General features: G+C 53.0%; 18 protein-coding genes and 2 pseudogenes. 9 read left to right on the forward strand and 11 right to left on the reverse strand.

Features of this window, described 5'->3' with window-relative positions:
• The first annotated feature begins 181 nt into the window (after positions 1-181).
• A complete protein-coding gene (locus ACQ4OB_RS18555; protein ID WP_430956189.1) occupies positions 182-901 on the forward strand; it encodes a hypothetical protein in 720 nt (239 codons plus the stop codon).
• Here the strand turns inward: ACQ4OB_RS18555 and ACQ4OB_RS18560 are convergent.
• The 5 genes and pseudogenes from ACQ4OB_RS18560 to ACQ4OB_RS18580 all read right to left on the reverse strand — a co-directional run bounded on the left by ACQ4OB_RS18560 (position 876) and on the right by ACQ4OB_RS18580 (position 5654).
• A pseudogene (locus ACQ4OB_RS18560) lies at positions 876-1188 on the reverse strand (metalloregulator ArsR/SmtB family transcription factor). The gene ACQ4OB_RS18555 and the pseudogene ACQ4OB_RS18560 overlap by 26 nt on opposite strands.
• A 124-nt stretch (positions 1189-1312) precedes the next feature.
• A pseudogene (locus ACQ4OB_RS18565) lies at positions 1313-2223 on the reverse strand (transposase); the annotation flags it as partial.
• Positions 2224-2580: 357 nt separating this feature from the next.
• Positions 2581-3888 (reverse strand): OprD family porin, encoded by a 1308-nt coding sequence (locus ACQ4OB_RS18570; RefSeq protein ID WP_430956190.1) that lies wholly within the window; start codon positions 3886-3888, stop codon positions 2581-2583.
• Between the two features lie 135 nt (positions 3889-4023).
• A complete protein-coding gene (locus ACQ4OB_RS18575; protein WP_430956191.1) occupies positions 4024-4236 on the reverse strand; it encodes a PCC domain-containing protein in 213 nt (70 codons plus the stop codon).
• A 107-nt stretch (positions 4237-4343) separates the two neighbouring features.
• Positions 4344-5654, reverse strand: coding sequence for an MFS transporter (locus tag ACQ4OB_RS18580; protein ID WP_430956192.1), 1311 nt, complete (start codon positions 5652-5654; stop codon positions 4344-4346).
• A 700-nt stretch (positions 5655-6354) separates the two neighbouring features.
• On the opposite strand from ACQ4OB_RS18580, the gene ACQ4OB_RS18585 reads away from it, so the two are divergent.
• Together ACQ4OB_RS18585 and ACQ4OB_RS18590 are read left to right on the forward strand one after the other, a co-directional pair.
• Positions 6355-7053 carry a FadR/GntR family transcriptional regulator gene (locus tag ACQ4OB_RS18585; protein WP_430956193.1) on the forward strand — a complete coding sequence of 233 codons (699 nt, stop codon included), beginning with the start codon at positions 6355-6357 and terminating at the stop codon, positions 7051-7053.
• A 15-nt stretch (positions 7054-7068) separates the two neighbouring features.
• Complete coding sequence (locus ACQ4OB_RS18590; protein ID WP_430956194.1) at positions 7069-8043, forward strand: 2-hydroxyacid dehydrogenase; 975 nt, start codon at positions 7069-7071, stop codon at positions 8041-8043.
• 117 nt (positions 8044-8160) lie between these two features.
• On the opposite strand, the gene ACQ4OB_RS18595 is transcribed toward ACQ4OB_RS18590, so the two are convergent.
• Positions 8161-9078, reverse strand: coding sequence for a LysR substrate-binding domain-containing protein (locus tag ACQ4OB_RS18595; protein WP_430956195.1), 918 nt, complete (start codon positions 9076-9078; stop codon positions 8161-8163).
• Between the two features lie 101 nt (positions 9079-9179).
• On the opposite strand from ACQ4OB_RS18595, the gene ACQ4OB_RS18600 reads away from it, so the two are divergent.
• Positions 9180-10343, forward strand: a complete 1164-nt coding sequence (locus ACQ4OB_RS18600; protein WP_430956196.1) for an MFS transporter — start codon at positions 9180-9182, stop codon at positions 10341-10343.
• A gap of 73 nt (positions 10344-10416) precedes the next feature.
• Entirely contained in the window at positions 10417-11172 is a 756-nt protein-coding gene (locus ACQ4OB_RS18605) for an alpha/beta fold hydrolase (RefSeq protein ID WP_430956197.1), read from the forward strand.
• Between the two features lie 153 nt (positions 11173-11325).
• Here ACQ4OB_RS18605 and ACQ4OB_RS18610 read toward each other — a convergent pair whose 3' ends face one another.
• Together ACQ4OB_RS18610 and ACQ4OB_RS18615 are read right to left on the reverse strand one after the other, a co-directional pair.
• The gene (locus ACQ4OB_RS18610; RefSeq protein ID WP_430956198.1) at positions 11326-12636 is read right to left on the reverse strand and encodes an MFS transporter; all 1311 of its coding nucleotides are present in this window, start codon (positions 12634-12636) and stop codon (positions 11326-11328) included.
• A 165-nt stretch (positions 12637-12801) separates the two neighbouring features.
• A complete protein-coding gene (locus ACQ4OB_RS18615) occupies positions 12802-13986 on the reverse strand; it encodes an enolase C-terminal domain-like protein (protein ID WP_430956199.1) in 1185 nt (394 codons plus the stop codon).
• A gap of 272 nt (positions 13987-14258) precedes the next feature.
• On the opposite strand from ACQ4OB_RS18615, the gene ACQ4OB_RS18620 reads away from it, so the two are divergent.
• The gene (locus ACQ4OB_RS18620; protein ID WP_430956200.1) at positions 14259-14957 is read left to right on the forward strand and encodes a FadR/GntR family transcriptional regulator; all 699 of its coding nucleotides are present in this window, start codon (positions 14259-14261) and stop codon (positions 14955-14957) included.
• A 32-nt stretch (positions 14958-14989) separates the two neighbouring features.
• Entirely contained in the window at positions 14990-15955 is a 966-nt protein-coding gene (locus tag ACQ4OB_RS18625; protein ID WP_430956201.1) for a LysR family transcriptional regulator, read from the forward strand.
• On the opposite strand, the gene ACQ4OB_RS18630 is transcribed toward ACQ4OB_RS18625, so the two are convergent.
• Positions 15948-16262, reverse strand: a complete 315-nt coding sequence (locus ACQ4OB_RS18630) for an NIPSNAP family protein (RefSeq protein WP_430956202.1) — start codon at positions 16260-16262, stop codon at positions 15948-15950. The two genes, ACQ4OB_RS18625 and ACQ4OB_RS18630, sit on opposite strands and share 8 nt — an antisense overlap.
• Positions 16263-16585: 323 nt before the next feature.
• Here ACQ4OB_RS18630 and ACQ4OB_RS18635 point away from each other — a divergent pair, with 323 nt between their 5' ends.
• Positions 16586-17374 carry an SDR family oxidoreductase gene (locus tag ACQ4OB_RS18635; RefSeq protein ID WP_430956203.1) on the forward strand — a complete coding sequence of 263 codons (789 nt, stop codon included), beginning with the start codon at positions 16586-16588 and terminating at the stop codon, positions 17372-17374.
• Positions 17375-17694: 320 nt separating this feature from the next.
• Here ACQ4OB_RS18635 and ACQ4OB_RS18640 read toward each other — a convergent pair whose 3' ends face one another.
• Together ACQ4OB_RS18640 and ACQ4OB_RS18645 are read right to left on the reverse strand one after the other, a co-directional pair.
• On the reverse strand, positions 17695-19275 hold the full coding sequence (locus tag ACQ4OB_RS18640) for an aldehyde dehydrogenase (NADP(+)) (RefSeq protein ID WP_430956204.1): 1581 nt from the start codon (positions 19273-19275) through the stop codon (positions 17695-17697).
• Positions 19276-19507: 232 nt separating this feature from the next.
• Positions 19508-20530 (reverse strand): LysR family transcriptional regulator, encoded by a 1023-nt coding sequence (locus tag ACQ4OB_RS18645; protein WP_430956205.1) that lies wholly within the window; start codon positions 20528-20530, stop codon positions 19508-19510.
• A 120-nt stretch (positions 20531-20650) separates the two neighbouring features.
• On the opposite strand from ACQ4OB_RS18645, the gene ACQ4OB_RS18650 reads away from it, so the two are divergent.
• On the forward strand, positions 20651-21835 hold the full coding sequence (locus tag ACQ4OB_RS18650; protein WP_430956206.1) for a fumarylacetoacetate hydrolase family protein: 1185 nt from the start codon (positions 20651-20653) through the stop codon (positions 21833-21835).
• Positions 21836-21986 lie beyond the last annotated feature (151 nt).

Genomic DNA, 21986 nt, shown 5'->3' on the forward strand with positions numbered 1-21986 from the left:
CGGCTATCGCACTACCAGAGAAGTAAACTCTTTTGATAGTCATTTGGGCTGCAGAAAAAGAAAATGGAGCTGAAGCCGGATTTAGAAATAGAGCGATCCCAATGGTCTCAGTACCGCCATTAGCGTGCTAGCATCGCTCGCTTCTATTTGGTGAGCTGCTCCAACACTTCTAGGGACGCAAATGGGCTCAGATTTCGATGAGACGGGGTTCAAGAAAGCGCGTGGTTTTCTTATGACCTTTTCCACGCTCGTTTTAGTCCTTTATTACTTCTCGGTAGACCTCAACTCCATCAGTATTTTGGGAAACTCTATCCATCTTGCGCAGAACCGAGAGAAGGCATGGCTGGCGTTAGCAATTGCAAACGCTTACCTGTTTTTTCGGTACATTCAGCAGTTTCCTGATGGGATGTGGCTCCCTGATGACAAAATGCAGGGTGTGTTTCAGGAGGTCTTGGTCTTCCTGTGCGGCAAGGTATACCGCCGCAGGCTGTTGAAGGCTGTAACTGATTTCAGGGGAAGCGATACTGGTAGAGTCGTTGCAATTAATCCATCTGGATATTTGGAAACTCACAACGATGGTGATGCCATATCTGCCGAGAAAGCAGCGCTGTCGAATGTTACGTTTTCTATAACCTACACAATCGATCACAGCACTGATGTACTTGGTAGTGGTTCGGGTGCCCATGAGACGATCACCCCTTATCGCCCGTTGGTATGGTTGAGCAGAATCTTGGCCTTCGTAAAGGGGGCAATGCTGAAACCTTGGTTTCTTGAGTACGTCTTTCCTATCGTGTATGCCGTTATTGTTATGAGCGTTGCCCTGAGCAACTGGTGGCAAATAAATCATGCTTTCCGTCATGCTTTCAGAAGCTCGTTTAATCAGCTTCTTGTGCCACTGTAGTTTCTGCAGTGTTGAGATGGCGGTCGCCCATCGCTTCGAGTCGCTCGCGGTTTTCCTCAAGCCAGGTGGTGTTTGCTACCAATGTGCTCTCAAGAGTGGTGGGCACCCACGCTGCAATTCAGAATTGAGCCGGTAGCAAAACTACTGGCTTTGGCGGCGGTCGAGTCGGGTTGAGAAGCAGGCCATATGCATTGAGCTGTGCAAGATGGTGGGGATTTTGCGTTGACTGTCACCAGGTCGCAGCCCAGCTCACAATCGCATAGCTCACCCTGACGTGTGATCAGCATAGTTACCCGCGCGCGGGTTTCATCGGACTGACATTTGAATTCGGCGGGGGTATAGCACGGAGTCTCAACGCATCTGGTTATCAGAATAGGCTGCAATGCCGGCATCGGGTTAAGCCAGGGTTTCTTCTTCTCGTTTGAAGTAAGCCCGGTCAGCTATTAACGACAGCGTTTTTACGCCATCGCTTCGCGTGACGACTTTGTCATTGAGCTGAGTTGATCGCTTTCAGAACCGACATTAGTCACCTCGTGCACAGTGATCCAATGGTGCTGGGGATTGATCGCTGTCTGGACGTTATAGCCGACGATTTCCGAGCCGCGCGTCATCATGGAGCGGCTGTCTGGATCGGTCAGTAAGACCTGTTTATCCGGCGATTCATTGAGCTGGATTTCGATCGCCTGAAGCTCCTTCATTTGCGTTTTGAGCTTGGCGATTTTCTCTTCCAGCCGCACGGCGCTGGGCTCGGAAGTTGTTGGTTCTTGCCGATCGGCAGCATCGAGTGCCGTCAGGTAACGGTTGATGCTCGATTCAATTTCTTCCATGCGCCGCTTCAGTTTGGCGCTGGTGAAATTGCGGTCGCGATTGTTGACTGCTTTGAATTTTCTGCCATCGATGGCGACCAGATGCTCTCCGAACAGTCCCAATTGCTGAAACAGCACGACGAACTGGAGACAGACACCTCGGATGGCCTTGCTGTTGTCTTTTCGGAAGTTGGCGATGGTCTTGAAATCCAGCATCAAACGCCCGGTCAACCACATCAACTCGACGTTGCGTTGAGCTTCTCGCTCCAAACGCCGGCTCGACTGGATGCGGTTGAGATAGCCGTAGATGTAGATCTTCAGCAGGATCGCGGGGTGGTAAGCCGGCCGGCTTGTATCGGCGGGAATGGCACCTTCAAAACCCAGATTGACCAAGTCGAGTTCGTCGACGAAGACGTCGACTACACGCACCGGATTGGTATCGCTGACGTAGTCGTCGAGGCTCTCGGGAAGTAAGGTGCCTTGGCCTCGATGTTCACCTTGGATAAAGCGCTTCATGGGCGATCCCTGCGATGAAATCCTCAGAAATCATAGCAAGGGTTCGCGGAGGCGTTTTTACACACTCTGGGCTGTTTCCTGCCTGTCGAGAAGAGCAGCAGTTGACCTATATCTGAAATTGCAGACACACTTTCTCCCCCGGCCGTCCCGTCATTGTTTGTTCGCCTCTGAAGCGTCCGCCACCATGTTGGTGTGCGCATCGCGGAGTTTCTATGGCGGCTCGGGCAGTGCTGTTGAAAGCCACAGTGAAATCCATAGATCACGATTATAAATAAAGCGCTGGCTCTGTGTCAGCGCTGAGGTAAAAGGGTCAGGCCAGCGTCCTCGAAGTGTGCGCGATATCATGCAATCGAGTGGTTAAAGCAGCGGTATGCTATAGCTCACGATCAAGCGATTCTGATCCTGGTTTCGGGACGCCTCGCTGTTTGATTTGCCGTTACGCCAGCCAAATCCAAGCCCCTTGAGCGGGCCGGACTGCAACGCGTAGTCGAGACTGACATCCCGCTCCCACTCCTTCTGGTTCGAGCCGGTCGTGGTCTTGATGTTGTCGCCGCTGAGGTACATGGCAGAGGCTTTAAGACCCGGAATGCCGAGGGCTGCGAAGTCATAGGAATATTGACCGAACGCGGTGCGTTCGCCGGCACGAGTGAAGGATTGAATCAGGCGATCGGTGTACAGGTACAGACTGGAGCCACCAGCGCCCTTGTCCGGCAGCGCACCTTGATTGAGCTGAGTGAAGTTACTGCCGCTGGACACGCTTTGGTATCCGGCGGTGACGGCATGGGCACCCAAGGTGTAAATCAGCGCGGCGCTCCAGGTTCGGTTGTCGATTTCGCCATCGCCGTCTCGGGTGTAGCCACTGATTCTGTAACCCGAGGTGCCCGAGCTGTTTTCACCCGATGAGTCGGTCTTGAAGTAGCGCAGGTCGGTTTTCAGGGATTGATTGTCCGAAATCGCCAGTGTGTGGATGAGGCCAAAAAACTGCTGGGTGTAGTAGCTGTCCAGGTTGGCGTAGTAATACTGGGCGGTCAGGTCCTTAGTGACTTTCCAGTCACCGCCAGCAAAGCCGAACGCGTTGCTTTCATGGGTACCGCCGGTGGTGGCCAGCCCGGTTTGGTCGCTGGAGCCTCGGCCTGTCGCATGTTCGATTCGGCCACCCGTGAGGGTCAGACCCTTGAACTCGCCCGAGGTGATTTGCCCGCCTTCGAAGGTCTGTGGCAGCAGGCGACCGTCGTTGGATACCAGGATCGGAAGTTTGGGCATCAGCGTGCCCAGGCGCAGTTCGGTTTTCGAGACTTTGACCTTGCCAGTCAACCCCAGTCGGCTCCACGAGTCGACAGCGCTGTTATCACTACCCGACGGAATCATCGAGCTGCCGACGTGCCGACCTTTGCCGCTGTCCAGGGTGATACCTGTCAGGCCCAATGCATCGATGCCAAAACCAATCGCGCCATCGGTGTAGCCTGACTTGTAGTCCAGCATGAAACCCTGGGCCCACTCTTCGGTTTTCGACGGGGAAGCGGTGCCATCGCGGTTGTCGTTATTGAAGTAGAAATTGCGCATGCCCAATGTTGCGTTGCTGTCGCTCAGAAAGTCAGCGTGCGCTTGGGTGCTTAGTGCAATGGCGCCCAGTGCAAGGGTGACAACGGTGTTCTTGTTGCTCATGTAAAACGCCTCAATTTTTTTGTAGTTGGATTCAGGAGGGTTGGTCCCGCAGTGACAGATGCGCTGTCCGCGGGAGCGTGATACTTGATTTAAATACCCTGCACGGTGGCGCCGATGCAGGGGGCAATTACTGTGTTACAGACGACACTGGTGGGCGATCACGGTGATTTTCATCGGGCGAGTGGTGACTTCGAATTCGAGCATGCGCCCGCTGTACGCTTGAAACCTGCCGCCACTGGCGACGCCGTGTATGTGGATTGAAGACTGACGATTCTTCCATGCGAGCGAGCCGGTGATGCTGACCATTTCGAAGCCATTCAGGGCCTTGGTGTTTATCCATCGATTCAAGCCGGCAGTACACTTTAGCGCGCAATGCGGGGAGACTTGACATTGCGCGCGTACTGAAGCGGGCTTCGAGTTACCCACCCATCATTATTTTCAACACCAGCCTAGGGTCATCGATTAACTAGTCGGGCAGGTATCGCAGTCATAACAAGAATTGCACAGAGAAAAAGAAAACCGCCGAGCATGTACATTCCGGTGTTGGTGGAATGTGTCAGATCTCTCAAGAAACCAATCAGATAAGAACTTACAAACCCAGACAGGTTTCCAAGCGAGTTAATCATCGCAATACCGCCGGCAGCCGCTGTTCCCCCAAGAAACGCTGTGGGGAACGTCCAGAAAAGGGGGGTTATGGTCATGATGCCTGCACAGCCCACGGTCAATGCAATGATGGAGTACACAGGGCTTTGAACAAAGACTGCACTCAATATCAGGCCAACCCCGCCTATGATTGCCGGGATTGCAAAGTGCCAGCGCCGTTCAGCGTGTTTGTCGGAGCTCCGGTTTATGAGACTCATCGCGATAATCGAAACAATGTAGGGAATGGCAGACAACAATCCAATATCCAGCGGCCGTTCAACACCTGTTGCTTTGATCAAGGTCGGCAGCCAGAAACTCACGCCGTAAAGCCCCATCAGCACGCAAAAATAGATCAAAGCCAGAATCCAAACCCTGATGTCGCTCAGTGCCAGTTTGAATGAATGACTGGTTTTTTCGCCGACATCCTCGCGAATATTATCTTGCAGAATTTTCTTTTCTTCGGCGGTTAGCCATTTGGCTTCCGAAATACTGTTATCCAGGAATTTCCAGACGAGCAAACCGACCAAAACAGTGGGCGCGCCCTCCAACAAAAATAACCACTGCCAGCCGGCCCATCCATAAACGCCATTAAAGGTTTGCAGGATCCAGCCAGAAAGAGGGCTACCAATAATGCCGGAGATCGGGATACCCGCCATAAACATGGTGATGGCCCGGCCGCGACGTCGCGCGGGAAACCAGTAAGTTAGATATAAAAGCACGCCGGGAGTAAATCCGGCCTCAGCTACGCCGAGTAAAAAACGCATGACATAAAAGGACGTCGGCGTGGTTACGAACATCATCAACGCGGAGATGATGCCCCACGTGATCATGATTCGGGCAATCCATTTCCGGGCCCCGACGCGATAGAGAATCAAATTACTTGGTACTTCGAAGAAGAAGTAGCCAACGAAAAACATACCGGCGCCGAGACCGTATACAGTTTCGCTGAAATTAAGGTCGGTTGACATTTGCAGTTTGGCGAAGCCGACGTTGACCCTGTCGAGGTAGGCAACTATGAAGCAGAGGAACAGCAATGGCAATATTCGCCAAACGACTTTGCTGTATGCAAGAGCCTCTTTGTCAGGGATCGCGTCGTCGAAAGCTGTGATGTCTTTAGTACTCATAGTGGATCTCTTTTTATTGTAGGTCTGCCGAAAAAGCGCTTGCTAAGTAATCAAACAGGAACAGCGATCCTTGCGACACACTCTCAGGCGGTCGCCAATCAGTACCGACAGGTACTCACAGTGCTGTTGTTAGTTACTTTTTTACTTTTAGAAAAGTCGAACTCTATTCAGTGCAAGCGAAATTATGATCTGCGGTTTACTTCTTTTCTCGTCATCCCACCCGTAATCGATGCTCAGTCCGGGAACGGCACCGATTCGCATTCATTTTCCCCAGCAGACTCACTGCCTTGTCTGGTCGGAAACGCGTAATGGCAGATTGCAGACCGCGAAGCGCGAGCGGCATTCGTGATAGCGCTGCGCGCAACGGACGCAATGCGGGGACATCGTTTTGGCTGGTGGGACTCATGACACGCCTCCAATTATTGTTTTTTCAATCGGTTATGCGATGCGTCAACTGTTTTGCATAAGGCGAGCGCGGGTTTGGCGGCGCCGTTCGGATTCAGCTTATGCGGTGATATGGTTATAGTACAAGCTAATTTTTTAAAAAAATCCGCGTTTCGTCGCACAGGACCCAACGGCTTGGATGAATGCAGAGGAGAGGCGGGCTATCAGAAACCGACACTGCGCTACCTGTAAAAATCCGTTGCCATTCCATTTAGCCTGTACTATAACCATATCACCTCACAGGCATCGATGACGTATGTTCGACAAAATTCCAACCCGCACCCTGAGCCACACCGTGGCTCAGCAGCTGCAGAAAGAAATTGAAAAAGGGAGTTTCGGGATAGGGAGCAAGCTTCCTTCGGAAGCCACGCTTGCGCGTGATTTTGGCGTGAGTCGCACCGTTATTCGAGAAGCTATTTCTCGCTTGAAGAATGAAGGTTCAGTCGAGGCGCGACAGGGTATAGGTTTGTTTGTCACCAAAGTTACTGGGATACGCTCTCTGAAAATCGACTATTTGGAAGCGCTCGAACCAGAGTCAGTTGTTCAGCTTCTGGCACTCAGACGAGCTATTGAGACTGAAGCTGCGTCCGAGGCGGCGCTGCACCGCACGGAAGAACAAATGACAGCCATCGATGCTGCATTGTTGAAAATTGATACAACCGATACTTTGGGCAAAGGTGGCGTGTCGGAAGACATTGAGTTTCACCATGCTATCGCCCATGCCAGTGGCAATCCCTATTTCCTTAAAACCCTCATTTTTTTAAAGCAGTACCTGGAAGCCGGCATGATTGTGGCGCGTAAAAAGAATGCGGTGCGTGAAGAGTTTTCACACCAACTTCACGAAGAACACGCTGCCATTGCCCGCGCCATTCGTGCCCGCGATCCAAAAGCTGCCCGTGCAGCGACGCAAACTCATCTGCAAAACACAGCGTTACGCTTGTCTAAATCCAACTGAACCAGGCTCTTTATAATGAAAAAAACAGTCCTTGCCTTCACCCCTATTTCTGCAGCCATGACTGAGCGACTGCAACAAGACTTTCATGTCATTGCCCCCACTCCTGAGCAGGGTGATCCTACCCAGCATTTTAACGAAGCGTTATCCCATGCTCACGGTTTAATCGGCGTCGACCGCAAGCTCGATAGAGCTCTGCTGGAGAGAGCTGTAAAACTTGAGGTTGTGTCCAGTGTTTCAGTCGGTTACGACAACTACGATTTGTCATATTTAAATGAGCGTGGGGTGATGTTAACCAATACACCAGGCGTTCTGACTGAAACGACTGCGGATCTAGGCTTTGCTCTGGTCATGAGCAGCGCGCGGAGAATTGCTGAGCTGGATAGATGGACAAAGGACGGTCAGTGGCAAACGTCTGTCACCGCAAATGAGTTTGGAAGCGATGTGCATGGTAAAACGCTAGGTATCGTAGGCATGGGCAACATTGGTGCCGCGATTGCTCGTCGAGGGCGTCTGGGTTTTAACATGCCCATCCTCTACAGCGGTAACAGCCGAAAACTGGCGTTGGAAAATGAACTAGGCGCTCAGCAATGCAGCCTCGAGCAGTTGCTGGCGCATGCAGACTTTGTCTGCGTAGTGGTACCGCTGAGTGAAAAAACCCGGCATCTGATCAGTCATGAGCAATTGGCCCTCATGAAGCCCAGCGCATTTCTTATCAACGTTTCTCGTGGCCCTGTGGTCGACGAGGCAGCATTGGTACAGGCGCTGCTCAAAGGTCAGATTCGCGGCGCGGGATTGGACGTTTATGAAACAGAGCCTATGACGCAATCTCCACTTTTCACGATGCGTAATGTTGTTACGCTGCCGCATGTTGGCGCGGCGACGTTCGAATGTCGTAGTGCGATGGCCAACCGTGCGATTGATAATCTACGGGCCGCACTGTTGGGCGAGCGACCACGAGACTTGGTGAACCCGCACGTTTGGAAAGAATGAGGCTATTCGTAAATGCTCTCGGGCGGTACGGATAGCGGCAGCATATGAACACCCTTAAGCAGGCGCGATCCGTCTGCTTTCCCAGGTTATCCGATGGTGGTACTTGTATCTCTCATCCTAGGAGCGCATTCCACTCCAAGACGGTGGACTGCGTTTCAGCAGGAAGTCAACAATAGCGCGTGTTTTTGCAGGTAGAAACGTACGGTTGGGATATAAGAGCCATGCTGCTCCTGCAAAATCGGTAGGCGTGATCGAGCACTCAGGTAACACCTCAACTAGCGCACCAGATTGTAAGGCAGGTGCCGCCAACCAGATAGGCATCAACGCAGGGCCAATACCTGCCAACGTTAATTCACGTTGTGCCAGCCCATTAGAGCAAACCATTGCCGGCGCCACTGGCACTTTGTGTTCTGTACCGTGTCCGTCCTGAACCAGCCACAACGACTGCGGTTGCGGATATCCAAACAACACAAAGCGATGGAGCTTTAGATCCTCGACTGTTGCGATGGTTGAATGCTGTCGCAAATAGTCTGGCGTTGCACACACCTTATAAGTTGCATCAAACCACTTCACTCGAACCATTTCCTGAGCCATCCGGGGACTGACGCGCAGCGCCAAATCGATGCGCTCGGAAATGAGATCCACATTGGCGTCTGTCAGCAGTAATTCCAGGTGGATATCCGGGTAAAGCTTGATGAATTCAGGTATCAGCGGAACCAGGCAAGCTTGTCCGAATGCAACGGATGCCGTCACCTTCAAGGTGCCTCTTGGGTGGTTCTCCATGGACTTAAGTTCATCACTCGCAGCATCCAGTTCTTCTAGCAGATGAGAGACCCTCGCCAGATACACACTGCCGGCATCGGTCAATGCCACCTGGCGGGTGGAACGCTGGAAAAGCCTGACACCCAGCTCACGCTCCATGGATTGCACGATTCGAGACACCGCGGACGGGTCGAGATCGCGCTGCTTGGCCACGCGGGAAAAGCTTCCTTGTTGCGCAACTTCAATCAGAACGCGGAGATGTTCGTGGTTCATGGATGATTATTACTCACAAGTGTCTTGAAGATTGTGGTGTTTATCGCAAAAAACAACACCCTTAGTATGAGGCCTACAGTCACCCCCTACAGGACTACGTCATGAAACCCATCTGGGCTCTTGTTGCACTGGCCATTGGTGCATTCGGAATAGGCACTACTGAATTCGCCCCCATGGGGCTACTCCCTGTCATCGCCAACGGGGTTGACGTTTCGATTCCTACAGCCGGTCTGCTCATCAGTGCTTACGCACTGGGCGTCATGATTGGTGCACCGATTATGACATTGGCGTTCGGGCGGGTCCCTGTTAAGAAAGCCTTGATGCTGTTGATGACGCTCTTTGTCATCGGCAATCTATTGTCCGCAATTGCTCCGGGATATTGGACTCTGTTGGCTGCAAGGCTCGTCACGAGTCTCAATCATGGCGCTTTCTTCGGTTTGGGTTCGGTTCTCGCTGCCAGCCTCGTGCCGAAGGAAAAACAAGCTAGTGCGGTAGCGACCATGTTCATGGGGCTCACGATCGCCAACATCGGAGGGGTCCCTGCTGCCACCTGGATCGGCCAACAAATTGGCTGGCGAATGGCGTTCGCAGGTACCGCGGGGTTGGGGGGGCTGGCAATCATCGCACTGGCAATCACTTTGCCTAAAGGCGAGGTCGGCAAAATGCCGGATTTGCGCCGGGAACTCAAAGTCCTGACACGCCCGACCGTATTGATGGCGATGGCCACCACAGTAATGGGCGCCGGCGCGATGTTCACCCTTTATACCTATGTAGCTCCCGTGCTTGAAAGCCTAACTGGGGCTTCAGCTGCCTTCATTACTCTCGGGCTGGTGTTGATCGGTCTGGGTTTCACGTTCGGTAACGTAATAGGCGGCAAGTTAGCCGATTGGTCGCTGGACGGGAGCACCAAGCTTTTTCTCGGCTTGCTCGCCGTGACAATGGTTTTGTTGCCGTTGTTGTTGAGCAGTCACATCGGCGCTGCCATCGGGTTGCTGGTCTGGGGAGTTGTTTCATTTGCGATTGTGCCTCCAGTACAGATTCGTGTGATGCAAGCCGCTGCTGAGGCACCGGGTCTCGCTGCCTCGGTCAACGTGGGTGCTTTCAACCTCGGAAACGCGTTGGGCGCTGCTGTAGGTGGGGGGGTTATCTCCGCGGGTTGGGGTTATGCGGCCGTTCCCATTGCCGGGGGGCTGCTTGCTGCCGCCGGGTTGTTAATGGTTTTCGCCAATGCCGTTGTCCGTAGACCTGCGCTGGAACAGAGCTGATTTTCAAGCGATTCAATTTTCACTCACCGTAACTTAATGATTCTTCCTTGTTTTTCAATTTTTGGAGCCACACATGATCAAATTTCCGAAACTTATGTTGAGCGCGGTCGCTCTCGCTGTCGCGCTGCCAGTGGCCGCCTCGACATTGCCGGAATCGAAAGTTCGAAACGTAGTTCTCGTGCACAGCGCCTTGGTAGACGGCTCAAGCTGGAAAGGCGTATACGATCAACTGACTAAAGACGGTTATCACGTAAGTATCGTTGCCCATACGCAGAGATCTTTGACAGATGATGTTGCGGCGACCAAGCGTGTATTGGACCAGCAGGACGGCCCGACGGTACTGGTGGGGGCTAGCTACGGTGGTTCAATCATTACTCAGGCAGGTGATCATCCCAACGTGAAGTCCCTGGTCTACGTCGCGGCGATGCAACCGGATGTAGGCGAAAGCCTGATCGATTTATCGAACAAGATTCCACCCGTTTCAAAAAATCTGCTTCCTGACGCCAACGGTTTCCTGTCCTTGGATCCGAAAGTCTTTCATGCCGACTTCGCTGCGGACATTCCGAAAGCTCAAGCGGACTTCCTTTCGATCGGGCAAATGCCACTTGCCGTAGCGGCCGCGAGCGCCAAAACGACAGTTGCAGCTTGGCATGACAAGCCGGCCTATGCCGTACTATCGACTGAGGACCAGTTGATCGACCCCAGTTTGCAGCGTTTTATGTACACCCGTGGTAACGACAAAATTACCGAAATCAAAGCGAGTCATGGCGTGTTTTTAAGCCAACCAGTCCGCGTCGCTAAAGTTATTGAAGAGGCGGCTGGAAAGTAACTTCATGTCGTGCCGGCCCAGAGCATCCAGTCGTGTTCTCGCGAATTGATGTCTCTGGGCTCGGACGCTTAGCCAGTAATTACCGGCAGCAGACAGCAGTGGCGTACTGAGTCAATACAACACACTTGACGCTCGCTGTTTGAGAAAAATTACTCAGCGATTCACCAGCCGAGCCGGTATTAATCCTATGACAAGTGCTGCACACACAAACAGAACGCCGCCCAGCATATACATACCAATGCTGGTGGAGTGTGTCAGATCTTTCAAGAAGCCAATCAAGTAAGAACTCACAAACCCCGACAGATTCCCTAGCGAGTTAATTAGCGCGATGCCTCCTGCAGCAGCTGCTCCACCAATAAATGCCGTTGGAAGGGTCCAGAACAGTGGACATATCGTCAGGATCCCCGCGCAACCCACACTCAGGGCAATGATGGAATACACCGGGTTTTGAGCGAAAACCGCACTGAAAATAAGGCCGAGTCCGCCCAAAACTGCTGGGATTGCAAAGTGCCAGCGCCTTTCCGCGTGCCGGTCCGAGCTACGATTAATTAAGTTCATTGCGATAATGGCAACAATATAGGGAATGGCTGACAACAACCCGATATCCAGCGGCCGTTCAACACCGGTTGCTTTGATCAAGGTTGGGAGCCAGAAGCTGACGCCGTAGAGCCCCATGAGCACGCCGAAATAGATCAAGGCCAAAATCCAGATTTTTGTGTCCCGCAATAGGTGTTTAAATGAGTGACTTGTTTTTTCACCGACGTCCGCACGGATATTGTCTTGCAGAATTTTCTTTTCTTCAGGATCCAGCCATTTGGCATCTGCAATTCCATCATCCAGAAATCTCCAGACCAACAAACCAACGAGAACAGTTGGCGCGCCCTCCAGCAAAAACAACCATTGCCAGCCTGCCCAGCCATTAACACCATTGAACGCCTGCAGAATCCAGCCCGAGAGTGGGCTGCCGATGATGCCGGAAATCGGTATGCCGGTAATAAACATCGCTATGGCCCGGCCGCGACGCCGCGCGGGAAACCAGTAGGTAAGGTACAAAATCACACCTGGAAAAAAACCAGCCTCAGCTACGCCGAGTAAAAAACGCATGACATAAAAGGACGTCGGCGTGGTTACGAACATCATCAACGCGGAGATGATGCCCCACGTGATCATGATTCGGGCAATCCATTTCCGGGCCCCAACTCGATACAGAATCAGATTGCTGGGCACTTCGAAGAAAAAGTAACCGATGAAGAAAATGCCGGCGCCCAGGCCGTACACAGTTTCACTGAAATTAAGGTCGGTTGACATTTGCAATTTTGCAAACCCGACATTGACCCTGTCGAGATAGGCAACTAAGAAACAGAGAAATAGGAGCGGCATAATTCGCCACACCACTTTACTGTAAGCCTGTGCCTCTTTATCAGGAGCTGCATCATCCACAGTTGTAACGCTATTGGTTTTCATAGAAATATCTTTTTATTGTCTCGAGTTCGGAAAACTCACGCAGCGCAATCGAACAGGCTGAGTAATCGATCACGTAGCACTCGCCAGCGATCTCATTATCAACTGAGATCGCGGCTGAGTTCCTTGAGTTATTCAATACGCTAGGGAGTTGTTGGGGATTAATTATTACAAGCGAAAGCGATGTTCTGCGATTTTGTGTTTTTCAATGTAGTCCCAATCGTAATCAACGCCCAATCCCGGACCGGTCGGTACGGAAACGCAACCATCTTTCCCAACGGCATCCATTTGGTCCGTATAACCGCAGCGGTAGACTGGCGGGATCAGGTTGGGCATGCCTGGGCCGACCAGGGCGAGCTCGTAATAAAGTGTATTACGTATTGCTGCAACACAGGCTCGGTGAGCAGGACCACTGGCATGTACCTGTACATCGAGCCCCAGCGCTTCACCCAGATGAGCAATCTTCAGGGTGCCGGTGATACCCATATCGTATTCCGGATCGGTGTGAATCAAGTCTGCTCCGCCAGCGATCATGAAAGTCGCCTTTTGCTCCAGGCCCCGGACATGCTCGCTGACAAGAAGAGGGGTTTTGAGTTTTTCCCGGAGTAAACGCTGTCCGTTTGCAGAGACGCTAGCGTCGCGGTAGGGGTCTTCATACCAAAGCGCATCGATTTCGTCGCAAGCGCGACCAACATATAGCGCGTCAGTCCACGTGTGTAGCGCGCTCGCCGGATCCATCATGATGTCCATGCGATCACCGATGGCTTTTCGTGTCGCGAGAAGTACCTGTGCCTCGCGATGTTTTTCGCCATTGTGCCATCCGTGAATTTTAAAACCACGGAAGCCAAGTTCCGCGCATTCGACTGCGTAGTCGGCGAAGGCCGCAACCGAATCCAGTCCACCTGGCTCGTCTTGTCCGTGATGCGTGCTGGCATAGGTTGGAAGCCGCTGCTTGTACGCACCGATCATGGAACCAATGGACATTTTGTATTTCCGACCGACCAGGTCCCACAGCGCAATATCCAGCGGGCCGTGGCCCATGTGGTCGTAGGCACGCAGGTGACGCTTGAAATCGTCGTAAATGAACTCTCGGTGTTCTGGATCTCGACCGAGCAGATGGGGAGCAAGCATCACGGTCTGCGCGAGTGCGGACTGAGAACCGACCAGATGAGTTACATACCTCCCTTCAAAGCCATCGTCCGTGCGGATAGCAACGGCGTACCGCATGACAGACAGCTTGTTGCCTTTTTCGTAGCGCAGGTTGCCTACACCCATACCCCGAGTACTACTCGTCGAAAGGTTCTCGACCTCGAAGGTAAAGGGGATGACATCGACTTGGGTAATGCGACTCATGACACGCCTCCAATTATTGTTTTTCAAGCTGATGACCGTTCAGGCAGAGACTTCACTCGGGCGTAGGTTGACCGTTGCCTCGACCTGAGGCTGGGGCTAGCTTATGCGGTGATATGGTTATAGTACAAGTTAAGTTTTCAAAATGAGACGCACTGGAGGGTGTTCGTGTTGATCCATAGCCCGCCATATGCGTGGAAGGGGCGTCGCAAAGAAGCTTTGCATTTAAATTTTCTTGTATTATAACCGTATCACCTCAAGGGCCAGGATCAGGTATGTTCGAAAAAATCCCAACGCGCACACTGAGTCAAACTGTCGCTCAGCAACTGCAGAAAGAAATCGAAAAAGGCAGTTTCGAGATGGGCAGCAAGCTTCCTTCAGAAGCGACACTTGCCCAGGATTTCGGGGTCAGCCGTACCGTTGTCCGGGAGGCCATCTCTCGTTTGAAAAATGAGGGCCTAGTCGAAGCGAGGCAGGGGATCGGCGTTTTCGTGACCGGATCTACAGGTATCCGCTCTCTGCGGATCGACTATCTGGAAGCACTAGAACCGGAGTCTGTCGTTCAACTTCTGGCTCTCAGACGCGCCATTGAAGCCGAGGCCGCATCCGAAGCCGCCCTGCATCGCACCGAAGAACAGATGGCAGCGATCGACCTCGCGCTGGAGAAGATAGCGACGGCGAATATTGAGGGCAAAGGTGGCGTGCCGGAAGACATCGAGTTTCACCATGCTATTGCTCACGCCAGTGGCAATCCCTATTTCGTTAAAACGCTTTCTTTTTTAAAGCAGTACCTGGAGGCTGGAATGATCGTTGTGCGCAAGAAGTACTCAGAGCGCGAGGAGTTTTCACGACAGCTTCATGAAGAACACGTAGCCATTGCGAATGCCATTCGAGCACGTGACCCGGCGGCTGCCCGTGCAGCGATTCAGACTCACCTGCGTAACACCCAACTGCGGTTATCTGAAATCAGCTAAACTCGGCGTCGAAAGGACTAGCACTCTTAGATATGGTTCCCTCTCCAGGCAGCATTGCTTCACGCTTACGGCTCAAACAGTTGCGATTGCTGATTGCATTGGATGAACGCGGATCCTTACACAAGGCAGCCGCCCAGATTTCAATTTCCCAGTCGGGCGCTACCAAAGCCCTGCATGAAGTTGAATCATTGTTTGGAATGCCACTGTTCGAACGTCAGCCCAAAGGCTTGGTGGCCAACGAAATGGGTCGCTGCATGATTCGTTACGCGCGATTGATCTACAGCGATGTGGAGCACTTGCATGACGACATGTTGAGCATTATGCAAGGTCACGGTGGACGCCTTTCGGTCGGGGTGATTATGGGGGGAGTGCCATTACTGACGCGGGCGTTGACGGAGTTGCGACTCAAGCAGCCTCAGTTGGCGCTTGAAGTGGTGGAAGACACCAGTGCCAACTTGCTGGGCTTGCTGGAACAGGGGCGGCTGGATCTGGCTATTTGTCGTACAAGCGTGGCTCAACGATCGGACGATTACGACTGCATCACACTTAGCGACGAACCCTTAGCGGTGGTTGCCAGTAAAGATCATCCGTTGGCCCATGCCGAGAACCTGCAGTTTTCGCAATTGGGTTGTTACCGCTGGGTGGTATACCCCAAAGATACGCCGATGCACCAAGCCCTGGAGCGAGAAATGAACGAGGCAGGGCTAGAGGTTTCGCGCTATCCGCTGGAAACCTCTTCCACTTTCGCCACCATCCTGCTGGTGCAGCAGGATCCGGCTTTATTGGCTGTGATTCCAATGGAAGTGGCCAGATTGTGCGAAAAATTCGATCTGCTGGTTAAGTTGCCTGTGGCCTTGCGCGCGTTGATCGAGCCCTATGGAATCATAAGTCGCAAAGGGACTGATCGTTCCCCAGCGGCAATCCTGCTCATCAATGAACTGAAACAGCGAATCATGGGGAAAGGCACCGACCGGATGGAGTGTTCAGAAGTTATCTGATCGGCGAAAAATCCGCTGCGATCAGCAATTTGGATTCCATCTTTTCAAGCATCGGGAATGCTTTCGGTACAAAACCTTCAAGCCAGCTGGGGTCTTGATACAGCGCAGCCCTTTTCCTGATTCGATCATCCAGGCTCTCGTAGGCCCAGAACTGGACAACCTTATTCAGCTCGCCGATTTCGGTATACCACCACCCCACAAGAGTGGCGTAGCGTGATATCACTGGTAGGCCGTTCTCTTCGAAGTGCTTGAGGTACGTCGGCATCTTGCCGATTTGAATGGTGTAAGTACGCATTTCGTAGAACATAGGATTTATCTCAGTCTGAACGAATACAGGTTCCGATCAAGCAGAACCTGACTGACCAGAAAGGCCTCCTTAAATGTGCATTCGAGATACCGATAAATAGAGCCGCAACGGGACCGTAAGTTGCTCCGGCGTTTATTAACTGGCCGTCGTCGGCAAACCAAGGAAAAACTGATTGGTTGGCGAACTGTAATCAACTGTGACGGTTCTCGATAATGACAAAACTTGATCGGCAGATCACTAATTCTCATCCCTTGATTCAGTAGTAAACAGTGGTAACTTAATTGTCCAGTAGTTCTTATTTGTAAGTTGGCAGGGGCAGAATTATGGAATTAGAAATATCGGGGCGCTGGGCGATCGTCTGTGCCGCCAGCAAGGGTTTAGGGTTGGCCTGTGCACGTGCCTTGGCGAAGGAGGGCGTCAATCTGGTGATCAACGCCCGTGGGAATGAGAACTTGCTGGCCGCCGCCGTAGAGTTGCGCAGCTTGGCGCCGAGCATCGAAGTGCGCACAGTAGCGGGCGACGTCAGCGAATTGGCGGTGCGCGAGAAAATGGTAATGGCTTGTCCTCAAGTGGACATCCTAATCAACAACGCGGGTGGTCCGCCCCCGGGCGACTTCCGCGACTGGCAACGCGACGATTGGTTAAAGGCGCTGGATGCTAACATGCTAACGCCCATTGAGCTGATCAAGGCCTGTGTTGATGGCATGGCAGAGCGAGGATTTGGCCGCATCGTCAACATCACCTCTGGAGCGGTAAAGGCGCCAATCGATGTATTGGGTCTTTCCAATGGCGCCCGCAGCGGCTTGACCGGTTTCATCGCGGGGCTCGCGCGTCAGTCGCGGTTAGCCGGGAATAACGTAACGATCAACAATCTGCTGCCTGGTCCATTCGAGACCGAGCGCCTGCACAAAACCCTCACCGCTGCTGCCGAAGCCAATGGCGCAAGCGTGGAGCAGATCAGCAAACAGCGGCGCGAAAACGTTCCGGCCCAGCGGTTCGGCCAGCCTGACGAGTTCGGCGCATATTGTGCTTTTATTTGTAGCGCCCACGCTGGCTTTCTTACCGGGCAAAACCTGTTGCTGGACGGCGGAAGTTTCCCTGGCACGTTCTGATCTGACAAAGTTGTTGGCAGCCGAACATGGAGTGAATAGTCACTTTACGCGGGTCCCAAGAGCGATTAAGAAATAGGAGGGCAATAAAAAAGGTGCGCTTGTGGCGCACCTTTACCGAAATACACTCGGTCAATAATCATTGATGAGAGCCAAATCATCGCTTATGGCAATGAGTTGTAGAGGGTGGCACTTACTTTTACGCCCCAATCGCGCTGAGTCGGGTACTAATAATGCCTCGACCGACACCCGCGGTGAGAGGGTTTAGCCGAAGCAATAACAAATCCAAAACAGCGTTGAAGGGTGGGACTTCGGTTTATCGTTCAAATCTTATCGCGGGTAGAAACGCCGTCCACCAGTCGCATGATATTTAACGGATTCGCGTCTTTTAGTGCATCTGGCAGCAGCGATTCTGGGTAATTTTGCAAACATACAGGCCGCATGAAACGGTCGATGGCAAGAGTGCCCACTGAAGTACCACGTGCATCGGAGGTCGCGGGGTAAGGGCCGCCGTGTACCATTGCATCGCACACTTCAACCCCGGTTGGATAACCGTTGAACAGGATGCGACCTACCTTGTGTTCGAGTAAGGTGGTCAGTTCGCCGAAGTGTTCAAAGTCTTCATTTTCCCCGATTAGCGTTGCGGTGAGTTGCCCGTGCAAGCTGTTGAGGGCAGCTGTCAACTGAGCCTCACTCTCCACTTCGACAACGATCGTGGTCGGACCGAAGACCTCTTCCTGAAGGATTTCATCCTGTTCAAGAAGTAGCTGCACATCTGCAGCAAAGAGCTGCGGTTGTGCCTCGGTACCTTGCTGTGAGTTGCCAGCCAAGTGATTAATGCCAGGGTGGGCGTGTAGTCGCGCAAGTCCCTGCTCATAGCTGCGCAAGGTACCTGCGTTCAGCATGGTCTGTGCAGGTTGATCCGCCAATACAGCGGCCAGGCGCAGCTTGAAGGCGCTGAATTCACTGGATCGAATTCCCAACACGAGACCTGGGCTGGTGCAGAACTGTCCGCAACCCTGAATAACTGAAGCACACAGTTCATTGGCAATACTCGCCGCCCGCACCTTCAACGCGTGGGTCAGGAGGATCACCGGGTTTATGCTGGACATCTCGGCAAACACAGGGATTGGTTGGTCACGCGCGGCGGCCATGTCGCACAACGCGCGTCCTCCCATGAGTGAACCCGTAAAGCCCACTGCCTGGATTGACGCGTGCTTGACCAACGCCTCACCGACACCTGAGCCGTAGATCATGTTGAACACCCCCGCAGGCATGCCGGTCTGCTCGGCGGCCTGGATCACGGCGTTGGCTACATGTTCAGCCGTGGCCATATGGCCGCTGTGAGCCTTGAACACTACCGGGCAACCAGCAGCTAGCGCGGCGGCAGTATCACCACCCGCGGTAGAGAACGCGAGCGGGAAGTTACTGGCACCAAAAACTGCCACAGGGCCCAAACCGATGCGGTACTGACGAAGATCCGGGCGTGGCAATGGTTGACGATCGGGCAGTGCACGGTCAATGCGCGCGCCATAGAAGTCGCCACGGCGAAGCAATTTTGCAAATAGGCGCATTTGGCCACTGGTACGACCGCGCTCACCGAGAATACGTGCGGTTGGCAGTGCCGTTTCCTGACAGACTTGAGCCACAAAATCGTCGCCCAGGGCGTCCAACTGATCGGCAATGGCGTCGAGGAATTCCGCACGACGGGCAGCACTCAGGCTGCGATATACCGGATAGGCTGCCGCCGCCGCTAAAGCAGCACTGTCTATCTCCTCCAGGGTTGCTTGATGAAACGCAAACGGAAGGTCTTTGCCGGTGCGAGCATCGACACTTTTGACAGTACGACTTCCGATTGCGCTGCGCTGACCGCCGATGAAGTTGTAGCCTGTAATTTCTGGCATCGTTGCCTCCAAAGCTGAATAAATAACTCTCCTGCATGGGGCAGGACGAGTTTTAAAAAAATAGACAACCTCTTCGATCTGATGCGAGACGAATTCGTTTGGCTCGGAAGTGTGCTGATATAAGTTGAATTCGCTTTTGACTAAAGCTCAGCATCAAGGAGACGTTGTCACCCGTGCAAATATAGGGATGGCAGGCCCCGTTGCCCAATGAGACCTTTGAATTGGCCAATTACTATTTCTCATCATGGTTTGTTAAAACTGCTAAATCGGAGCATTTCACGAGGGATTTACCAGGAGCAAAATTCGGTAAATCACTACGTTGCCGAGCGAAAGTAAGCAGAATATCGACGAAGGTCCGTGCGGCTTCGCTCAGCACTTCGTCCTTTCGAGTGATGACGCCGTATTCCTGCGGGTCGACCTTGAACGGACTATGGAGGATTTTGAGCAAGCCACTCTGGACCTGTGTCTGAACCATCGATTCGGGCAGCATCGCGAGCATCGGTCCTGATTGGAGTAACTGGAGGAAGGTCTGCATCGAGATGGTTTCGACGGTGTTGACAGGAGAGGGGATGTTGAATGCGCTGAAGGCGATATCCATACATCGACGTATGGGGGTATTGAATGGATACATCACCCACGGCCAGTCACTCAGAGCACAGGTAGCAACTTCGTCGAACGCGCAGAGCGGGTGTTGACTGCTTGCAACGAGACAGAAAGGCTCGGGGGCCAGTGGTTGAAAATCGAAGGGTTGCCGATAACGCTCATCAGTAAAGCGAGCGATTATCAGGTCAAGCTTCTTGTGTTCGAGCATTTCCAATAGCTGATTGCTTGTCTGCTCGCTCACCTCAATCGATAGCATCGGTCGTTGCCGTTTAATCTGCGCTATAGCTTCGGGCAGTACTACGGAGGTGGCGCCGAAAATCGAACCTACCCTGAGGTGGCCGTGGCCTCCCTTGCGCAATTTGTTGATCTGGTCGACGAAAGACTCCGTGTCATACAGGGTCGCGCGTGCAAAGCGCGTCACGTATTCGCCGAGCTCAGTCAGGCCCATGCTGCGAGTTTGGCGCTCAAACAGGGCAAAACCCAGCAGCAGTTCGATATCGCGCAGAGCCTTGCTGATTGCGGGCTGCGACAGGTTCATTAACTCGGCTGTGGCATGCATGTTGCGCGTGCGAGCAAGGGTGTCAATGAGTACCAAGTGCTTCAGTTTCAGCCATTTGCTTACGTTCGCGAATGAAATGTCTTCGTGGTTCATTTTCGATGTCCTTGATGATAAACCTAGGTTATCAATTGCTGAATATATGTCATTGGGAATTATCGAAAGGCTGGAATAGGTTTACTCCTCCACCCAACGTATAACCAGGAGTGACTATTTATGTCCGCCACACCTTTGACTAGCGCGAATACCCTACCCATTGACGGGCTTGAAGGCACATTGATCGGGCGCGCTTGGGTACCCGGTAACGTCTCTGGCCCTTCGCCGGTGGTGCTGCGTGTCGATGGTGTCTTCGACCTGTCAGAACATTTCCCCACCCTGAGTGAGCTACTTGAATTGCCGTCACCTCTGCAGGCAGTTCGGACGTTCAAGGGCCGATATATCAGCAGTGTTGAGGCGCTACTGGCCAACACTGGCACTCATGCCGACGACAAATTGCCGTCCTTGCTGCCTCCTGCCGACCTCCAGGTGATCAAGGCAGCCGGGGTAACCTTCGCCGCCAGCATGATCGAGCGCGTGATCGAAGAGCAGGCGGGTGGTGACGCAGATAAAGCCGAAGGTGTGCGTGGCCTTGTTATGGCCGCTATTGGCGATAACCTGCGCGCGATTAAGCCAGGCTCCGAACAAGCCGAGCGGTTAAAAGTGCTGTTGATCGAACAGGGGCTATGGTCGCAATACTTGGAAGTGGGTATCGGACCCGATGCCGAGATATTTACTAAGGCGCCGGTACTGGCGTCCGTTGGGACTGGAAGCGAGATAGGCGTTCACCCGAAGTCGAAGTGGAATAACCCCGAACCCGAAATCGTTCTGGCGGTGAATAGCCGTGGTGAGATCCTAGGTGCGACCTTAGGTAATGATGTGAACCTGCGTGACTTCGAAGGCCGGAGTGCGTTGCTGCTCAGCAAGGCAAAGGACAACAACGCTTCTTGCGCCTTCGGTCCGTTCATTCGCCTGTTCGATGAAGGTTTTACGCTGGACGATGTGCGTAACTGTATCGTTGAATTACAAGTCGAGGGCTCAGACGGCTTTCGTCTGGAGGGCAGCAGTTCGATGGCCCAGATCAGCCGCGATCCGATAGATTTGGTTGCCCAGACCTTGTGCCAGGAACATCAATACCCTGACGGATTCATGTTGTTTCTCGGCACCTTGTTCGCACCTACCCAGGACCGTGATTTACCGGGCAGCGGTTTCACACACAAACAAGGGGATCAGGTCCGCATTGCGAGTCCGTTTTTGGGAGCGCTGCACAATCAGGTGACTTATAGCGACCAGGCACTGCCATGGACATTTGGACTACGAGCACTAATGAGCAACCTGGCGGCAAGGGGGCTACTTTCAGTTTGATGATCAACGCTCTTTAACCATGCGGTAATCGATGAATTGGCGCCAATCGGGATCCTGCACGCCGTCATAAACTTTGGCAACCCTGTCTGGGCCCAAAAAGGGGCAGATGGCATGCCGCGAGATGTGTCTGTTGCGCTCGCAAAGCGTTGAC

The sequence above is a fragment of the Pseudomonas sp. ES4 genome (assembly GCF_050586665.1).
Classification (GTDB): Bacteria; Pseudomonadota; Gammaproteobacteria; order Pseudomonadales; family Pseudomonadaceae; genus Aquipseudomonas; species Aquipseudomonas frederiksbergensis.